Annotated in this window: 16 protein-coding genes; 10 read left to right on the top strand and 6 right to left on the bottom strand. The window is 75.3% G+C overall.

Translation table 11 applies throughout. The features are described from left to right. Nucleotides 1-18: 18 nt before the first annotated feature. The 5 genes from AC4OR8_RS13810 to AC4OR8_RS13790 all read right to left on the bottom strand — a co-directional run bounded on the left by AC4OR8_RS13810 (nucleotide 19) and on the right by AC4OR8_RS13790 (nucleotide 4589). Nucleotides 19-861 (bottom strand): ABC transporter ATP-binding protein, encoded by an 843-nt coding sequence (locus AC4OR8_RS13810; protein WP_492166138.1) that lies wholly within the window; start codon nucleotides 859-861, stop codon nucleotides 19-21. Beyond that, nucleotides 858-1934 (bottom strand): FecCD family ABC transporter permease, encoded by a 1077-nt coding sequence (locus tag AC4OR8_RS13805; protein ID WP_492166137.1) that lies wholly within the window; start codon nucleotides 1932-1934, stop codon nucleotides 858-860. Before AC4OR8_RS13805 ends, AC4OR8_RS13810 begins: the two co-directional genes overlap by 4 nt. Further along, complete coding sequence (locus tag AC4OR8_RS13800) at nucleotides 1931-2974, bottom strand: FecCD family ABC transporter permease (protein WP_492166136.1); 1044 nt, start codon at nucleotides 2972-2974, stop codon at nucleotides 1931-1933. The genes AC4OR8_RS13805 and AC4OR8_RS13800 overlap by 4 nt, the downstream gene beginning before the upstream one ends. After that, nucleotides 2975-4009, bottom strand: a complete 1035-nt coding sequence (locus AC4OR8_RS13795) for an iron-siderophore ABC transporter substrate-binding protein (protein WP_492166135.1) — start codon at nucleotides 4007-4009, stop codon at nucleotides 2975-2977. A 190-nt stretch (nucleotides 4010-4199) separates the two neighbouring features. Continuing rightward, a complete protein-coding gene (locus AC4OR8_RS13790) occupies nucleotides 4200-4589 on the bottom strand; it encodes a DUF1622 domain-containing protein (protein ID WP_492166134.1) in 390 nt (129 codons plus the stop codon). A 144-nt stretch (nucleotides 4590-4733) separates the two neighbouring features. On the opposite strand from AC4OR8_RS13790, the gene AC4OR8_RS13785 reads away from it, so the two are divergent. The 9 genes from AC4OR8_RS13785 (at nucleotide 4734) to AC4OR8_RS13745 (ending at nucleotide 13110) form a co-directional block, all read left to right on the top strand. Continuing rightward, complete coding sequence (locus tag AC4OR8_RS13785) at nucleotides 4734-5276, top strand: anthrone oxygenase family protein (RefSeq protein ID WP_492166133.1); 543 nt, start codon at nucleotides 4734-4736, stop codon at nucleotides 5274-5276. Nucleotides 5277-5348: 72 nt separating this feature from the next. Then, nucleotides 5349-5969, top strand: a complete 621-nt coding sequence (locus AC4OR8_RS13780) for an NAD(P)-dependent oxidoreductase (protein ID WP_492166132.1) — start codon at nucleotides 5349-5351, stop codon at nucleotides 5967-5969. Between the two features lie 38 nt (nucleotides 5970-6007). Beyond that, the gene (locus AC4OR8_RS13775; protein WP_492166131.1) at nucleotides 6008-6946 is read left to right on the top strand and encodes an AraC family transcriptional regulator; all 939 of its coding nucleotides are present in this window, start codon (nucleotides 6008-6010) and stop codon (nucleotides 6944-6946) included. Nucleotides 6947-7184: 238 nt separating this feature from the next. Beyond that, on the top strand, nucleotides 7185-9059 hold the full coding sequence (locus tag AC4OR8_RS13770; RefSeq protein ID WP_492166130.1) for an ABC transporter ATP-binding protein: 1875 nt from the start codon (nucleotides 7185-7187) through the stop codon (nucleotides 9057-9059). Further along, entirely contained in the window at nucleotides 9056-9913 is an 858-nt protein-coding gene (locus AC4OR8_RS13765) for a serine/threonine-protein kinase (RefSeq protein ID WP_492166129.1), read from the top strand. The genes AC4OR8_RS13770 and AC4OR8_RS13765 overlap by 4 nt, the downstream gene beginning before the upstream one ends. Continuing rightward, nucleotides 9910-10593, top strand: coding sequence for a DUF3105 domain-containing protein (locus AC4OR8_RS13760; protein ID WP_492166128.1), 684 nt, complete (start codon nucleotides 9910-9912; stop codon nucleotides 10591-10593). Before AC4OR8_RS13765 ends, AC4OR8_RS13760 begins: the two co-directional genes overlap by 4 nt. 379 nt (nucleotides 10594-10972) lie before the next feature. Then, nucleotides 10973-11176 (top strand): hypothetical protein, encoded by a 204-nt coding sequence (locus tag AC4OR8_RS13755; protein WP_492166127.1) that lies wholly within the window; start codon nucleotides 10973-10975, stop codon nucleotides 11174-11176. Nucleotides 11177-11221: 45 nt separating this feature from the next. Continuing rightward, entirely contained in the window at nucleotides 11222-12001 is a 780-nt protein-coding gene (locus tag AC4OR8_RS13750; protein WP_492166126.1) for an IclR family transcriptional regulator, read from the top strand. After that, the gene (locus tag AC4OR8_RS13745; RefSeq protein ID WP_492166125.1) at nucleotides 11998-13110 is read left to right on the top strand and encodes a sugar kinase; all 1113 of its coding nucleotides are present in this window, start codon (nucleotides 11998-12000) and stop codon (nucleotides 13108-13110) included. Before AC4OR8_RS13750 ends, AC4OR8_RS13745 begins: the two co-directional genes overlap by 4 nt. On the opposite strand, the gene AC4OR8_RS13740 is transcribed toward AC4OR8_RS13745, so the two are convergent. Beyond that, on the bottom strand, nucleotides 13107-13805 hold the full coding sequence (locus AC4OR8_RS13740; protein WP_492166124.1) for a hypothetical protein: 699 nt from the start codon (nucleotides 13803-13805) through the stop codon (nucleotides 13107-13109). The genes AC4OR8_RS13745 and AC4OR8_RS13740 overlap by 4 nt on opposite strands. A 180-nt stretch (nucleotides 13806-13985) precedes the next feature. On the opposite strand from AC4OR8_RS13740, the gene AC4OR8_RS13735 reads away from it, so the two are divergent. Then, nucleotides 13986-16442 carry an excinuclease ABC subunit UvrA gene (locus tag AC4OR8_RS13735; protein ID WP_492166123.1) on the top strand — a complete coding sequence of 819 codons (2457 nt, stop codon included), beginning with the start codon at nucleotides 13986-13988 and terminating at the stop codon, nucleotides 16440-16442. Nucleotides 16443-16456 lie beyond the last annotated feature (14 nt).

Genomic DNA, 16456 nt, shown 5'->3' with positions numbered 1-16456 from the left:
GCGTCGCGCGTGCGGGCGCTACGGCAGCGCGGGCTCCGCGACGGGAGCGGCACCGGACGCCTCCGTGACGTGGTGGCGCCCGATCGGCAGCATCAGCGGCCGCCCGGACACGGGGTCGACGACCACCCGCGAGCGCAGGCCGAAGAGCGCCTCGACGGTCTCCTCGGTGAGCACCTCGTGGGGGGTGCCGGCGACGTGGAGGCGCCCGGCGGCCAGCGCGACCAGGTGGTCGGCGTAGCGCGCGGCGAGGTTGAGGTCGTGCAGCACCATCACGATGGTCGTGCCGCGGGTGCGGTTGAGGTCGGTGAGCAGGTCGAGCACCTCCACCTGGTGGCTGACGTCGAGGAACGTCGTCGGCTCGTCGAGCAGCAGGACGTCGGTCTGCTGGGCCAGTGCCATCGCGATCCACACCCGCTGGCGCTGCCCGCCCGACAGCTCGTCGACGGGGCGCTCGGCGAGCTCGAGGGTGTCGGTGGCCTCGAGCGCGTCGGCCACGGCGGCGTCGTCGGCCGCGCTCCAGCGCGCGAGCAGGCGCTGGTGGGGGTTGCGCCCGCGCCCGACGAGGTCGCCGACGGTGATGCCCTCGGGCGCGGTGGGCGACTGGGGGAGCAGGCCGAGCGTGCGGGCCAGCTCCTTGGCGGGCAGCCGGTGCACCTGGCGGCCGTCGAGCAGCACCTGGCCGCCGCGCGGGCGCAGCAGCCGCGACATCGAGCGCAGCAGGGTCGACTTGCCGCACGCGTTGGCCCCGACGATGGCGGTGACCCGGCCCGGGGGCACGACCAGGTCGAGCGAGGCGATGACGGTGCGCTCGCCGTAGCCGAGCTCGAGGTCCTCGACGGTGAGGGAGTGGCGGGTGGTCACAGGGAGCCTCCGGCGCGGTGGGTGCGGACGATGAGGTAGACGAGGTAGGGCGCCCCGAGGACGCCGGTCACGACGCCGACGGGGTAGCGGTGCGCGAAGGCGTACTGGCCGGCGAGGTCGGCGACCAGCACCAGCAGGGCGCCGACCAGCGCGGAGGGCACCAGCAGCGAGGCGCCCGGTCCGACGACCCGGGCCGCGATCGGGCCGGCCAGGAACGCCACGAACGCGATCGGTCCGGCGGCCGCCGTGGCGAAGGCGACCAGCCCCACGGCGGCCACGATCGCCACCAGGCGGGTGCGCTCCACCCGCACCCCGAGCGCCGAGGCGGCGTCGTCGCCGAGCTGCAGCATCTCCAGGTCGCCCGCCCGCGCCAGCAGGACCGGGGCGAGGGCGGCGAGCGCGAGCACCGTCGGCACGACGTCGCCCCACCCGGCGCTGTTGAGGCTGCCGGTCAGCCAGCGGGTGGCCTCCTGGAGGTCCCACTCCGCGGCGCCGCTGAGGACGTAGGCGGTGACGCTCTCCAGCATCGCCGCGACCCCGATGCCGATCAGCACCAGGCGCGTGCCGGCCACGCCGTCGCGGAACGACAGCACGTAGATCAGCACCGCGACCCCGAGGCCGACGGTGATGGCCAGCGCCGAGACCGCCGCCCCCGACAGCCCGAGGGTGACGATCGCGAACGCCGCCGCTGCGCTCGACCCGGCGCTGATGCCGATGATGTCGGGGCTGGCCAGCGGGTTGCGCAGCATGGTCTGGAAGGTGACCCCGCCCATCCCGAAGCACAGCCCCACGAGGAGCGCGAGCACGGCGCGTGGCAGGCGCAGCCGGCCGACGGTGAACGACGCCCCGGGCACGTCCTGGCCCGCCACGACCGCGAGCACGTCGCCCGGCGGGTACCAGGTGCGTCCCACCATCAGGCTCAGCAGGAACGTCGCGACGACCAGCACCGCCAGCACCGCCACGACCGCGCGCCGCCGCGCGGCTCGGCGCACCCGCCCGCGGGCGGTGCGCTCGACGGCCGAGGCGACAGGGGCGGCGGCAGCCGGGGTGGCTGGGGTGGTCGGGGCGCTCACAGGGCACGCACCTTCTGGCGGCGCACGACGTGGATGAAGAACGGGGCGCCCACCAGGGCGGTGACGATGCCGACGTCGATCTCGCCGGGCCGGGCGACCACGCGGCCGACCACGTCGGCGGCGGTCAGCAGCGCGGCGCCGCCGAAGGCGGAGAACGGCAGCAGCCAGCGGTGGTCGACGCCCACCAGCAGGCGGCACAGGTGGGGAACGACGAGGCCTACGAAGCCGATCGGACCGGCCACCGCGGTGGCCGCGCCGCACAGCAGCACCGCGCCGGCGGCGGCGGCGCCCCGGGTCAGGGCGACGTGCTGGCCGAGCCCGGCGGCGACGTCGTCACCGAGGGCCAGCGAGTTCAGCCCGCGGGCGGAGGCGAGGCACACCAGCAGCCCGACGAGGAGGAACGGCGCGACCAGGCCGGTGGTGGCGTACGTCGCCCCGCCCACCCCGCCGACCAGCCACGACCGCACCCCGCCGGCGATGTCGTTGCGCGGGAGCACCACGGCGGTGATGAACGACGTGAGCGCCGCCGAGGTGGCGGTGCCGGCGAGCGCGAGCTTGAGCGGGGTGGCCCCGCCGCGGCCCAGCGAGCCCACGGTGTAGACGAACACCGCGGCCACGGCGGCACCGAGCACGGCCGACCAGACGTACGCGGCGGGGTCGGTCATGCCCAGGAAGGCGATGCCGGCGACGACGGCCAGCGACGCGCCGGTGTTGACGCCGAGGATGCCGGGGTCGGCCAGCGGGTTGCGCGTCACGCCCTGCATGACCGCGCCGGCGAGGCCGAGGGCGGCGCCGACGGCCACCGCGAGCAGGGTGCGCGGCACGCGCTTGGTGACCGCCGCCTCCTCGAGGGTCTCGCTCGACCCGCCCAGGGCCGCGACGACGTCCGCCCAGGCGACGTCGCGCGAGCCGACGGCCACCGACAGCGCGGTGAGCGCCACGAGCGCGACGACGGCCGCGAGCAGCCAGAGGGCGCGCAGCCGCCTCGGTCGCCGCGTGGAGGCGGCGACCGAGGCGGGGAACGGGGGAGCGGTGACCACCTAGGCGCCGGCGGCCTCGGCCAGCATGTCCACGTAGTCCTCGAGCACGAAGGAGATCGAGAGCGGCGTGGGGTTGGCGGCGGTGCCGAGCGGGGTGTCGGGCAGCAGCACGATCGCCTCGTTCTCCACCGCCGGCATCTTGGAGAGCAGCGGGTCGGACTCGAGGGCGTCGACGAGCTCCTGGTCGCCGTAGGTCACGATCACGTCGACGTCGTCGAGCTGGTCGATCTGCTCGGCGCTGAGGGTGCCCGAGAACTGGTCGGTCTCGGCCGAGGCCTCGGCGATGCTGTCGGGCGTGGTCAGGCCGAGGTCCTCGAAGAACCGGGCCCGGGTGTCGTGGCTGGTGTAGTAGCTGACCTCGCTGAGGTCGGTGGTGTCGACGTGGGTCAGGAACATCGCCGACGTGCCCTCGAGCGCGGGCTGCTGCTCCACGGTCTCGGCGATCTGCGTCTCGAGGTCGGCCACGAGCGCGTCGCCCTCCTCGGCCATGCCCATCGCCTCGCTGCTGAGGCGGATCATGTCGCGCCACTGCGTCGACCAGGGCGCCTCGGGGTAGGCCACGACGGGGGCGATCTCGCTGAGGGTGTCGTAGTCCTCCTGCGTCAGCCCGGAGTAGGAGGCCAGGATGACGTCGGGGGCGGTGTCGGCCACGGCCTCGAAGTCGATGCCGTCGGTCTCGTCGAAGAGCACCGGCGTCTCGGCGCCGAGCTCCTCCAGCTTCTCGCTGACCCACGGCAGCAGGCCGTCGCCGTCGTCGTCGCCGAAGTTGGCCGCGGCCATCCCGACCGGCACGACGCCGAGGGCCAGCGGCACCTCGTGGTTGGCCCAGTTGACGGTGGCGACGCGCTCGGGGTCCTCCTCGATCGTGGTGGTGCCGAGCGCGTGCTCGATGGTGACGGGGAACTGGGTCGAGGTCGAGGTGCTCGACGACGGGTCGGCGGCCTCGGCGGAGTCGGTGCCGTCCGACGAGCCGCAGCCGGCGAGGACGAGGGTGGCGGCTCCTAGGGAGCCGACCAGGAGGCGCAGGGAACGCACGGTGGTCCTTTCGAACAGGGCGGGCGCCGCGGTGCGGCACCCCGTGGGGAGGCGGCTCGCGACACTGCGACCCGCCCGGCGAAGGTGAGGCTAACCTAACTTCGTCCGGTCCGTGCGCACGGGTCGACCGGCGGTCGCCTGGTCGGCACCTGGCCGGCACCTGGCCGGTCACCCGACCGGCCGCCGCGGGTCAGCGGTCGCCGGCTCCCGACGGGTCGAGCCGGGCGGTCTCGCGGGCGCGACGCCAGGGCAGCGAACCCTCGAGCTCGACCTCGAGGGAGAAGCTGAGGAAGGTCCGCACCAGCACGATCAGCCCGAGGGTGGCCGCGCTGGTCAGCGTCGGGTCCACGGTGATGGTCATGACGATGTCGGCGATGATCAGGAACTCCAGGCCCAGCAGGATGGCGCGACCGACGTTGCGGCGCGCTTCCTCGTAGGCACGCGCCCAGCCCACCGCACGGAACGACGCCGCGGCGCGCAGGAACGCCGCCAGCGACCCGACGGCGAGGATCACCACCCCGCCGACCTCGAAGCCGCGCACCACCAGTTCCATCAGCTCGTCGAAGCCCAGGTCGTCCATCCGCCCAGCCTCCCTCTCGTCGCCGGTCCCGCGGCTGAGGCGCTCCGGGGACGTCGGCCGACCGCCCGCGGGGTGAGCGCCCGGCGCATGCCTGCGAGCGCCGAGGCCATGGCCGCGTTGGTCGCGTCGGACTGGGATGGACCCGTGACCACCACCGCGCTGACCACCACGCCGACCACCACGCTGGCCACCACGGCGGGCGCCGCGGTCCTGGTCGCCGCCGTGCTCGCGACCGCGATGGTCGCCGGGCTGCTGCTCGCCTTCGCCCACACGGTGGTGCCGGGGCTCGCGACCCTCGGCGACGCCGAGCTGCTCACCGCGTTCGCCCGCGTGGACGCCGCCGTCGCCAACCCGTGGTTCAGGCTGACCTTCCTGGGCAGCCCCGCGCTGAGCGCGGTCGCGCTGCTCCTGCACGCGTCGGCGCGCAGCCCGGCGGTGCCGTGGCTGGTGGTCGCGCTGGTGCTGGTGGCGGCGACGGTGGTCGTCACCGTCGCGGTCCACCTGCCGCTGAACGCCGCGGTGCAGGACGCCGTGGCGGCCGACGCCACGCTCCCCGACGCCGCCGACCTGCGGGCGCGGTTCGAGGAGCGCTGGGTGCGCTGGAACGTCGTGCGCACCGTCACCTCGTCGGGGTCGCTCGTCGCCCTGTCGTGGGCCCTCGTCGTCACCGGCCGCCCGGCCGGCTGACCCACCACCCCACCGCCCGACCCGACCACCGATCCGCCCACCGAGAACCACGAGAGAGATCAGGGAGACACCATGGACCTCACCGTCTTCGGCGCCACCGGCACCATCGGCCGGCTCGTCGTCGAGCAGGCGCTGGCCGCCGGCCACGACGTCACGGCCTTCACCCGCGACGCCGCCCGCGTCGCCGCCACGCACGACCGGTTGCACGTCGTCGAGGGCGACGTCACCGACCCGGCCGCCTGCCTGCCCGTCGTGAGGGACGCCGACGCGGTCGTGGTCGCGCTCGGCGCCGGACGGCGGGGCGAGGTGCGCGAGGCCGGCACCCGCGCCGTCGTCACCGCGATGGAGCAGGCCGGGGGCGGGCGGCTGGTCTGCCAGTCCACGCTCGGTGTGGGCTCGAGCCGGCCGAACCTCGACCTGTGGTGGCGCTACGTGATGTTCGGGGCGCTGCTGCGTCCGGCGTACGCCGACCACGTGCGGCAGGAGCAGGTCGTGAAGGACAGCGCCCTGGAGTGGACCGTCGTGCGGCCCTCGGCGTTCGTCGACCGCAGCCCGGGGCCCGTGCGCCACGGCTTCGGCGGCTCGGAGAGCGGCCTGCGGCTGAAGATCGGCCGGCCCGACGTCGCCGCCTTCCTCCTCGCCCAGGCCACCGACCGCACCTACCTGCGTCGCGCGGTGTCGGTGTCGGCGTGAGCGGCTCCCCGGCCGTCGGTGCGGCTAGCGTGACCCGCGTGGACGTGCTGGAGGCCCTGCTCGACGGCCCGCGGGCGCGCGGCGCGTTCCTCCTCCGGGCCCTGCTCGACCCCCCGTGGTCCCTGCGGGTGGAGGACGAGGCGCCGCTGACCGTCCTCGCGGTGCTGCGCGGCGAGGCCTGGGTCTGCTCCGACGGTCGGACGCCGGTGCGGATGGGACCGGGGCAGGTGGCTGTCGTGCGCGGGCCCGGCCACTACACCGTCGCCGACGACCCGGGCACGCCGCCGACCGTGACGATCTCCCCGGGCGGGCGCTGCACCCGCGCGGAGGACGGTCGGGCGCTCTGGGACGAGTGGTCGCTCGGGATCCGCACGTGGGGGCACACCGACGGCGGCTGCGTGCTGCTGGTCGGGACGTACGAGGGGGAGGGCGAGGCAGGCCGGCCCCTGCTCGCGGCGCTCCCGGACGTGGTCCTGCTGGGCCGCGAGGAGGCGGCGACCCCGCTGCTCGACCTGCTGGCCGAGCAGGTGCAGGTCGAGGCTCCCGGGCAGCGGGCGCTGCTCGACCGGCTGCTCGACGTGCTGCTCATCTCGACGCTGCGCACGTGGTTCGCCGGGCGGCAGGACGCCGCCCCCGGGTGGTTCCGCGCGCAGCACGACCCCGCCGTCGGACCGGCCCTGTCGCTGCTCCACCAGGAGGTCGCCCACCCCTGGACCGTCGAGGAGCTCGCCGCCCGGGTGGGCGTGTCCCGAGCGGCGCTCGGGCGCCGCTTCACCGCGCTCCTCGGGGAGCCGCCCATGGGCTACCTCGCCGGCTGGCGGCTGGCCCTCGCCGCCGACCTGCTGGTCTCCACCGACGCCACGGTCGCCGCCGTCGCCCGCCAGGTCGGCTACGGCACGCCGTTCTCCTTCAGCGCGGCGTTCAAGCGCGTGCACGGCGCCAGCCCGCAGCAGTACCGCCTCGGCCGGGCCACCTAAGAGGTTGCTCACGCGGGCCTCACGGTGGCCTCACGTGCGGCCGACAGCATCTGGTCATGAGCCCGGAACGGCCGGGCTCGGACAGAAGGGAAAGTCAGATGCAGTCAGGGATCTTCGCCTCGCTCCAGCCGGCAACGATGGCCCGCGAGGACGACACCCGGTCCGGGTGCCGCCGCTTCAAGTCCCGTCGCCGTCGCCGCCTGTGCCGTCGCCGCAACCGCACGCGCACCAACTGATCGTGCCCTCCTCGCCCGACCGGACGGACGGCCCCCTCGTCGGGGCCGTCCGTCCCGGCGCGTCGACCCCCGCCCCGCCCTCCTCGGCGTGGCGGCGGGTCGTCGCCTCCCTCAGGCCCGGCGCCGACGACGCCCGGCTGGTCGACGACGCGCCGGGGATGACCCTGCGCGAGGTGTTCACCTACTTCTGGCCCGTCCTGCGGCCCCAGCGTTGGTGGCTCGCGCTGGGCCTCCTCCTGCTCGCGGTGACGTCGCTGATCGGCATCGCCGAGGTGCTGCTGTTCCAGCGCCTGGTCGACGACGTGCTCGTCCCCGCCACGTTCGAGCCGCTGCTGTGGATCGCCCTGGCCTACGTCGGTCTCAACCTGGCGAGCGCGGTCATCTCCGGCGGCGACGACATCCTGTCGACCTGGGTCTCCCAGCGCTTCCTGCTCACCGTCCGCACCGACACCTTCCGCCACCTCCTGCGGCTGCCCCTGCACACCCACGAGCGGCGTCGCCTCGGCGACGTGCTGTCCCGCCTCACCGCCGACATCGGCTCGGTGGAACGGTTCATGATCGGCCAGCTCACCTCGGGCATCGCCGCCCTGGTCCAGCTGGTCTTCCTCGTCGGCGCGCTCTTCTGGCTGCAGTGGGAGCTGGCGCTGGCCTCCCTGGTCGTCGTGCCCGTGTTCTGGTGGGTGGCGCAGGCCTTCGCCCGCTTCGTGAAGGACGTCTCGCGCGAGCGGGCCCGCCGGGGCGGCTCGCTGGCCTCGGTCGCCGAGGAGGCGATCGCCACCGGAGCGCTGGTGCAGGCCTACAACCGCGAGGACGAGGCCATCGCCGCGTTCCACCGGCAGAACCGCGGGATCGCCGACGCCCAGATGGCCGCCAGCCGGGTCAGGTCGGTGTTCATGCCCGTCGTCGACCTCGCCGAGCTGGTCGGGATCCTGCTGGTCATCACGCTCGGCACGTGGGCCCTGGCCACCGACCGGCTGACCCTGGGCGGGCTGCTGGCCTTCCTCACCCTGATGAGCCAGTGCTACCGACCGGTCCGCGAGCTCAGCGACCTGCTCCCCAGCATGTTCGCGGCGACCGCCGGCATCGAGCGCGTCGTCGAGCTGCTGGAGGAGCCGCCGGTGGCGGAGCGACCGGGAGCCGTCGACCTCACCGACGCCCGGGGCGTCCTGCGCCTCGACGAGGTCACCGTGCGCTACCCCGGCGCCCCGCGCGACGCCCTCCACCAGGTCTCGCTGACCGCGCACCCCGGGGAGGTCGTGGCGGTGCTCGGCGCGAGCGGCGCCGGCAAGTCCACCCTCGCCCGCCTGCTCACCCGCCAGGTGGAGCCGACCGGCGGATCGGTGTGGATCGACGGGCACGAGGTGCGCGACGTCACGATCCGCTCGGTGCGTGACGCGGTCTGCGTGGTCCTGCAGGAGACGATGCTGCTGGACGCCTCGGTGCACGACAACATCGCCTACGCCCGCCCCGACGCCTCCCGGGAGGACGTCGAGCGCGCGGCCCGTGCCGCGGACGCCGACACCTTCGTCGAGGCGCTGCCCGACGGGTACGACACCCGCATCGGCCAGCGCGGTCGCTCGCTGTCGGGCGGTCAGCGCCAGCGCCTCTCCCTGGCGCGCGCGCTGCTCCGCGGCAGCCCGGTCCTGGTCCTCGACGAGCCGACCACCGGGCTCGACCCGACGACCGCCCGCCGCATCCTGGCGCCCCTGCGCGAGGCCGCGCGCGAGCGCACCGTCGTGCTGATCACCCACGACCCCGTGGCCGTGGAGTTCGCCGACCGCGTCGTGCACCTCGTCGACGGCGAGGTCCAGACCCCGGCCGAGCACCCGGGCCCAGCAGTCACCGCACCACCCGCACTCGTCGGAGGGACGTCATGACCTTCTTCACCACCGCCACGAGGCGGGAGGACGCCGTCGCCCGGGTGGCCCCCGGCGAGGAGCTCCTGCCGGGCTACGACGTCGTCGCCCTGATGCGCCGGGGCAACCGCCTCGACACCTACGACGTCGTCAGCACCGAGCGGGACTGCCGCTGCGTCGTCAAGGTGCTGCGCCCGGACCGCGAGGACGAGGAGGAGTGCCGGTCGGCGCTGCTCCGGGAGGGGGCGCTGCTGCGCGACCTCAGCCACCCGCACCTGGTGCGGGCCTACGACGTGGTGACCGCACCTCGGACCGCGGTGGTGCTGGAGACGCTGACCGGGGACACCCTGGGCGCCGTCATCGAGCGTGGGCCGCTGGACCCCCGGGACACCGCGGTGCTCGGCCTGCAGCTCGTCTCGGTGCTCGGCTACCTGCACCGCCGCGGGTGGCTGCACCTCGACGTGAAGCCGTCCAACGTCGTCGTGCAGTCGGGTCGGGCGGTCCTGATCGACCTCAGCCTGGTGTCGCCGCCGGGCGACGGCCGTCCGCACGCGGGCACCGACGGGTACCTCGCCCCCGAGCAGGCCGCCGGCACCGGGCTCAGCGCCCTCAGCGACGTCTACGGGCTCGGCGTCACGCTCGGTGAGGCGCTCACCGGTGAGCTCGCCCACGGCCAGGAGGGCAGGTGGCGTGCCGGTCACGCCCCGCGGGCGACCGCGCGGCCGTTCCGGCGCCGGCTCGCGCACGTGCCCACACCGGTCGCGGACCTCGTGGAGGCCTGCGTCCACCCCGACCCGGCCCACCGGCCGTCGCTCGACGACGTCCGGTCGACCCTCACCCAGGCACTCTCGACCACCCCAGGAGGAACGTCGTGAGCGCCACGACCTCCGGCGCCGCCCCACGTCGGCGCCTCGCCCTCGTCGTCGCCACGGTGCTCGCCGTCGCGGTCGCCGCCACCGCGTGGTGGCGCCTCGGCGCCGACGACGACGCAGGCAGCGCCGCCGAGCCGGCGCCCGCCACTGCGGCCGCCTGCGGCCCGGTCGTGCGGGAGCCGACCCGGGGCGCCGGGGCCCACGTGGGCGACGCGGAGTACGACGCGGCCCCGCCGTCGTTCGGCGACCACGCCGGGCGGTGGGAGGTGCGTGCCGCCACCTTCTACGACGTCACCACCCGCCCCGACGTCGACGTGCTGGTCCACAACCTCGAGCACGGCTACAACATCCTCTGGTACGACCAGAGCGTCGTCGACGACGCCGACGCCCTCGACCGGCTGCGTCTCCTCGCCGACCGCTACGCGACCCTGGGCAGGGCGCCCGACCCGAGCAAGGCCTTCATCGCCGCGCCGTGGACCGCCGAGGACGGCGACCCGTTCCCCGACGGCATGCACTACGCGCTCACGCACTGGTACGCCGATCCCACCGACCGCACGGCCTCGCGCGCCGACGAGGAGGGCGTGACGCAGTACTGCTCCGACGTGTCGTCGGAGACGGTGGAGGCCTGGATGACCCGGTACCCCCTGCGCGACGCACCCGAGGGGTATCCCGACCTGATGTGAGGGATGACGGGCCCCGCGGGGGAGACGCAGCGTGTGCACGTCCCCCGCGGGTGGTGCGCCTGCGGCCGCTCGTCCCTCGTGGTGACGCATCACCCCATGTGATGTAACGGCCGACGCACGGGAGGTGTGTGAACCCAGGGTCTGCCCCGTTGCGCGTCCGTTGCCGAGTGTGGCAGCACGCGGGCCTGGTGGGAAGGCGGGGTGCGTCGGCGAGACGGCGGCCTCGTCGGGTGCCCACGGCACGCGTGCGACCCGGCACCCCGGCCGCGGGTCCGGACCTGTGCCTCGAACGCCTGCTCGCCCGGGTCGGGTGCGGGGCCGCTGCGGCCCACCGCGCCGCAGCCATCGTCCAGGCAGCCGCCCTGGAGGGGCGGCCGAGGTGGCCGCGCTGCACCTGCGGTCCCTGGCGGCAGCCGAGGTGGCCGCCGGCGAGGTAGAGATCCGTCTCGTCCGCGCCGCGAACGCCGACGGCCTGCGCCAGCCCAGGAGGACGTCCACGCGGCTGCGCCCCGTGTCGGAGGACGTGCGCCCGGTGGCTGCCCACTCGCCCGGGTGGGTACTCATGCACCCCGACATGGACTAGACTGTGAACGCAGTTCGTGTCCGTGAATCAGTGAGGGGTAGTGGCATGTGGGACGAGCCCGTGTCCGACCCGTTCGCCGTCGGACCCGTGAAGTCGGCGGCGCGGGCGCTCGAGCTGCTCGACGAGATCGCGGCCCGTGGCGGCGGGACCCTGACCCAGCTCGCCGAACGCCTGTCGGTGCCGCGCAGCAGCCTGCACGCCCTGCTGCGGACGATGGTCTCGCGCGACTGGCTCAGCGCCCCCGGGGGCAGGTACGACCTCGGGGTGCGCGCGTTCGTGGTGGGCCAGTCCTTCCAGGACCAGGACTGGGCGCTGCTGCGCTCGCTGCCCCACCTGGAGGAGGCCCTCGCGGCGACCCGGGAGCTGGTGCAGCTGTCCAGGCTGGACGGAGACCGGGTGGTCGTCGTGGCCGAGCGGCGACCGACCCCGGCGGCGAGCTGGTCGTCGGCGGTGGGGCGACAGCTCCCCGCCGCGGGGACCTCGCCCGGCCTGGCGATGCTGGCCGAGGACCCGCCGGCGCGCTGGGAGGCCCTGGCGGCCAGGCTGGCCGCCGACCCGGCCGCCTCTGTCGACCGCGAGGCGCTGCTGCGCGAGCTCGCCGAGACCGCGGCGCGCGGCTTCGCCGTCCGCGACGAGCTCACGGTCCCGCTGTCGCGCCGCCTGAGCGTCGCGCTGTCGTGGCCCGGGTCGCCGCGCAGCGCCCTCAGCGTGGTGGTCCCGCTCGGCGCCCTGACCGCCGCGCGCGAGGAGCTCGTGGTCGAGACCCTGCTCGGCATCAGGGCCGACGTCGCGGCCTCGGTGCCGCCGCGACGGCGCCGGCCGTGACGACGGGGACGACGGGGACCTGGCTGCCGACGCCTCCCCCCGACGCCTGCACCTTCGACGCGGTGGCGCTCGGCGAGGTGATGCTGCGCCTCGACCCGGAGCACGGCCGCATCCGCTCCGCCCGCCGGTTCGACGTCGGTGAGGGCGGCGGGGAGTACAACGTCGCACGGGGCCTCAGCCGGGTGTTCGGTCACCGCACCGCCGTGGTGACCGCCCTCGTGGACGACGAGGTCGGTCGCCTGGTCGAGTCGCTGGTGCAGGCCGGCGGGGTGGCCACGTCGCAGGTCCACTGGGTGGCGGCCGGCCGGGTCGCGCCCACGGTGCGCAACGGCCTGAACTTCACCGAGCGCGGTGCGGGCGTCCGGGCGCCCGTCGGCGTCTCCGACCGGGGTCGCTCCGCGGCCTCGCAGCTGCGCCCCGACGACCTCGACCTCGACCACCTGTTCGGCGGTCTCGGCGTGCGCTGGCTGCACACCGGAGGCGTGTTCGCAGGACTGTCGGAGGACGCCCGTCGCACGGTGGTGGCGTGCCTGGCCGCCGCGCGGCGACACGGGACCGTCGTGTCGTACGACCCCAACTACCGCCCGAGCCTGTGGCGCTCGCGGGGCGGGCTGGCGGCGGCCAACGCACTGACGGCGCAGGTGCTGCCCCACGTCGACGTGCTGTTCGGGGCCGAGGAGCACCTCGCCTCCTCGGCGGGCCTGGCGCACCGGCCCGGCGAGCCCTTCGAGGAGCAGGCGCTCCGCGTGGCCGAGGCCTTCCCCGGCCTGGCCGTCGTCGCGGCGACGCACCGGGAGGTGCGCTCGGCGTCGGTCCACGACTTCGGCGCCGTGGCCTGGTCGCGGCGCGAGGGCGTGCAACGGGTGGCGCCGGTGCGCGACCTGGAGGTCCTCGACCGCGTCGGGAGCGGCGACTCCTTCGCGTCGGGGTTCGTGCACGGGCTGCTGACCGACACCGGGCTGCGCCGTGCCGTCGAGCTCGGCGTCGCGCACGCCGCCCTGTCGATGACGACCCCGGGAGACACCTCGATGGCCACCCTCGCCGAGGTGACGGCACTCGCCGGCCGGGTGGCCGGGCCGGGACCCGGCCGGGTCCGGGCTGGCGCCTAGGGGATCGCGAGCCAGTCGACGGAGGCCAGGACCTCGTCCATGAGCGCCTGCTGGAAGGCCCTGTCGTCCTCGACCCCGTTGTCGTAGCCGAACGAGATCGCGACCCTGTGGGTGCCCAGGCGGGTCTTCACCACCGCGACGTAGGTGTCGGTGAGGATGCCACCGAACGGACCGCGCACGTGGGCCATCTCGACCCCGTCGACCGTCACCGGGTCGAGCACCTTGAGCGGCCGCCCCCCGGGCACCTCGGCGGCCGACCTCTCGATCTCTGCGAACGTGCCGCCCGAGGTCGCGGCGGGCGAGGTGATCAGCACCGAGTTGCCCTGGATGCCGCTGCCGCCGTTCGCGGCGACGTCGAAGATGGTGAAGCTGCGCACTTTCCGCCACCCCTCGGGCACCCGCAGCCGGAGCTGGTCGCTGACCAGCAGCGGCCCCGTGGCGGCCTGGACCGTCGGCGTGTCGGCCGGCTCGGCCGGCTCGGACGGCGCGTCCGTCGCCTCGGTCGGCGCCTGGGTCGGCGCGTCGTCGGCCGGTGCCGTGGCGGGTGGGTCGGGCGAGGGCGAGGCCGCCGTCGGTGCCGATGAGGCCCGGTCGGAGAAGGCGCGGCCGTCGCCCGCGCAGCCGACCGCGACGACGCCGAGCAGGACGAGGCCGCTGACCCCGGGGAGGGCACGCGAGGTGGGTCGAGAGGGCATGGGCGGCGTCCGTTCGGTGCGGGCGAGGTCGTCGCGGCCAGTCAAGCACCCGGACGCCCCGCAGGGCTCCCCGCGCGGAGGCCGACGGGCGGGGCTGCGAGGATTCCCGTCGCCGGTCCTGGGCGGTGGCCGCAGGCCGTTCCAGCACCTCCAGTGCAGGTCGAGAGGACGGACCCAGCCATGACGAGCGTCGAGGACGACCACTTCGTGCGCGTGCGCGGGGCCTCCGAGCACAACCTGCGCAGCGTGGACGTCGACCTGCCGCGCGACGCCGTCGTCGTCTTCACCGGGGTGTCGGGGTCGGGGAAGTCGTCGCTGGCGTTCGGCACGATCTACGCCGAGGCGCAGCGGCGCTACTTCGAGTCGGTGGCTCCCTACGCGCGACGCCTGCTGCAACAGGTGGAGACGCCGCACGTGCGGGAGATCAGCGGGCTCCCGCCCGCGGTGGCGCTGCGGCAGCGGCGCGGCGCGGCGAGCACCCGGTCGACGGTGGGCACCCTCACGACGCTGTCCAACCTGCTGCGCATGCTGTTCTCCCGCGCGGGGGTGTTCCCCGACGGGGCCGAGCGGCTCCCGGCGGAGGCCTTCTCGCCCAACACGGTGGCCGGCGCGTGCCCGGTGTGCCACGGGCTGGGCGTGTCGCACGACGTGGCCGAGGACCTCCTGGTGCCCGACCCCTCGCTGAGCATCCGGGAGGGCGCGATCGCGGCGTGGCCCGGCGCGTGGCAGGGCCACAACCTGCGCCGCATCGTCGCCAAGCTGGGGATCGACGTCGACGCGCCCTGGCGGGAGCTCGCCCCCCGCGACCGCGAGTGGCTGCTGTTCACCGAGGAGCAGCCCGCGGTGCTGATCGAGCCCCGCGACAAGGACGGCGGCGGGGGCCGCGACTACATGGGCGTCTTCCGCAGCGCCCGCAGCCACGTGCAGCGCGCCCTCTCGGGGACGGGCAGCCAGGCCAACCGCGACAAGCTGGCGCGCTTCGTGCGCGCCACCGCGTGCGTGACGTGCGGCGGCAGCGGACTGCGGGCGGAGGCGCTCCTGGTCACCGTCGCCGGGAGGTCCATCGCCGAGCTGAACGCCATGCCCCTCCGGGACCTGGTGGAGCTGCTGCGCCCGGGCGTCACCGACGACCAGGACGACGCGGCGTCGCGGCTGAGCTCCGACCTGGTGGAGCGCATCGAGGTGCTGGTCGACCTGGGCCTCGGCTACCCCGCCCTCGGCCGCAGCTCCACCACGCTGTCGGCGGGTGAGGCCCAGCGCCTGCGCATCGCCACCCAGCTCCGTGCCGGTCTCTTCGGTGTCGCCTACGTGCTCGACGAGCCCTCCGCGGGCCTGCACCCCGCCGACGCCGAGCCCCTGCTCGCGGTGCTGGAGCAGCTCCGCTCGGGCGGCAACTCGGTGCTGGTCGTGGAGCACGACCTCGACGTCATCCGCCGGGCCGACTGGGTGGTCGACATCGGGCCCGGAGCGGGGGAGGCCGGTGGCCGGGTGCTCTACAGCGGACCGACCGCCGGCCTCGCGGACGTCGCGGAGTCACCGACCAGTGCCCACGTGTTCGGGCGGGCGCCCCGCGAGCAGCGGCCGCTGCGGTCGCCGACCGGGTGGCTGCAGCTGACCGGCGTGACCCGGCACAACCTCGTCGACGTCGACGTCGACGTCCCCACCGGGGTGCTGACCGCGGTCACCGGGGTGTCGGGGTCGGGCAAGTCGACGCTGGTCACGCAGGTCCTCGCCGGGGTGGTGCAGCGCCGCCTCGGCCACCCGCCCGCACCGGCCGGTGCGGCCGACCCGGACGAGGAGGGGACGCCGCTGGGTGACCACCAGGTCGCGGGCGCGACCGGTCTCGAGGTGGTCGACCGCCTCGTCGTCGTCGACCAGCGACCCATCGGCCGCACGCCCCGCTCCTCGGTGGCGACGTACGTCGGTCTGCTCGACCACGTGCGACGGGTCTTCGCCTCGACCCCGGAGGCCGTGGCCCGCGGGTACGACGCCGGGCGGTTCTCCCCGAACGTCGCCGGGGGCCGCTGCGAGGCGTGCCTGGGCGAGGGCGTGCAGACCGTGGAGCTGATGTTCCTGCCCGGCACCACCGCGCCGTGCCCGGTCTGCCGCGGCGCGCGGTACAACGCGGAGACCCTCGAGGTGCGGTTCCGGGGCCGCACGATCGCCGAGGTCCTGGCGATGTCGGTGGACGAGGCCGCGGTGCTGCTGGCGGACCTGCCGCCGGCCGAGCGCCGGCTGCGCGCGCTCCAGGAGGTCGGCCTCGGCTACCTGCACCTCGGGCAGTCGGCGATGGAGCTGAGCGGGGGAGAGGCGCAGCGGGTCAAGCTCGCCACCGAGCTGCAGCGGGCGCCCCGCGGCCACGGGCTCTACCTCCTCGACGAGCCCACAACGGGGCTGCACGCCGCCGACACCGCGGTGCTGATGCGCCAGCTGCACCGGCTGGTGGACACCGGCAACACCGTCGTCCTGGTCGAGCACGACCTCGACGTGGTCGGCTCCGCCGACTGGCTGGTCGACCTGGGTCCCGGCGGGGGCGACGCCGGCGGTCGGGTGGTCGCCACCGGCACGCCGCACGACGTCACCGCGGCGGGCACCGGCGTCACCGCCCGCCACCTCGCCCGCCGCGCACGCACCTGAGCCGTGCCGGGCCC

This window comes from Nocardioides sp. FY1077, assembly GCF_058681775.1.
This window is presented reverse-complemented; position numbering and strand designations above follow the sequence as displayed.

What these genes read in the sequence shown, in the direction of transcription:
- AC4OR8_RS13790 (WP_492166134.1), bottom strand. Translation starts at nt 4,589, where the DNA reads ATGGACGACCTGGGCTTCGACGAGCTGATGGAACTGGTGGTGCGCGGC.
- AC4OR8_RS13780 (WP_492166132.1), top strand. Translation starts at nt 5,349, where the DNA reads ATGGACCTCACCGTCTTCGGCGCCACCGGCACCATCGGCCGGCTCGTC.
- AC4OR8_RS13765 (WP_492166129.1), top strand. Translation starts at nt 9,056, where the DNA reads ATGACCTTCTTCACCACCGCCACGAGGCGGGAGGACGCCGTCGCCCGG.
- AC4OR8_RS13750 (WP_492166126.1), top strand. Translation starts at nt 11,222, where the DNA reads ATGTGGGACGAGCCCGTGTCCGACCCGTTCGCCGTCGGACCCGTGAAG.
- AC4OR8_RS13740 (WP_492166124.1), bottom strand. Translation starts at nt 13,805, where the DNA reads ATGCCCTCTCGACCCACCTCGCGTGCCCTCCCCGGGGTCAGCGGCCTC.
- AC4OR8_RS13735 (WP_492166123.1), top strand. Translation starts at nt 13,986, where the DNA reads ATGACGAGCGTCGAGGACGACCACTTCGTGCGCGTGCGCGGGGCCTCC.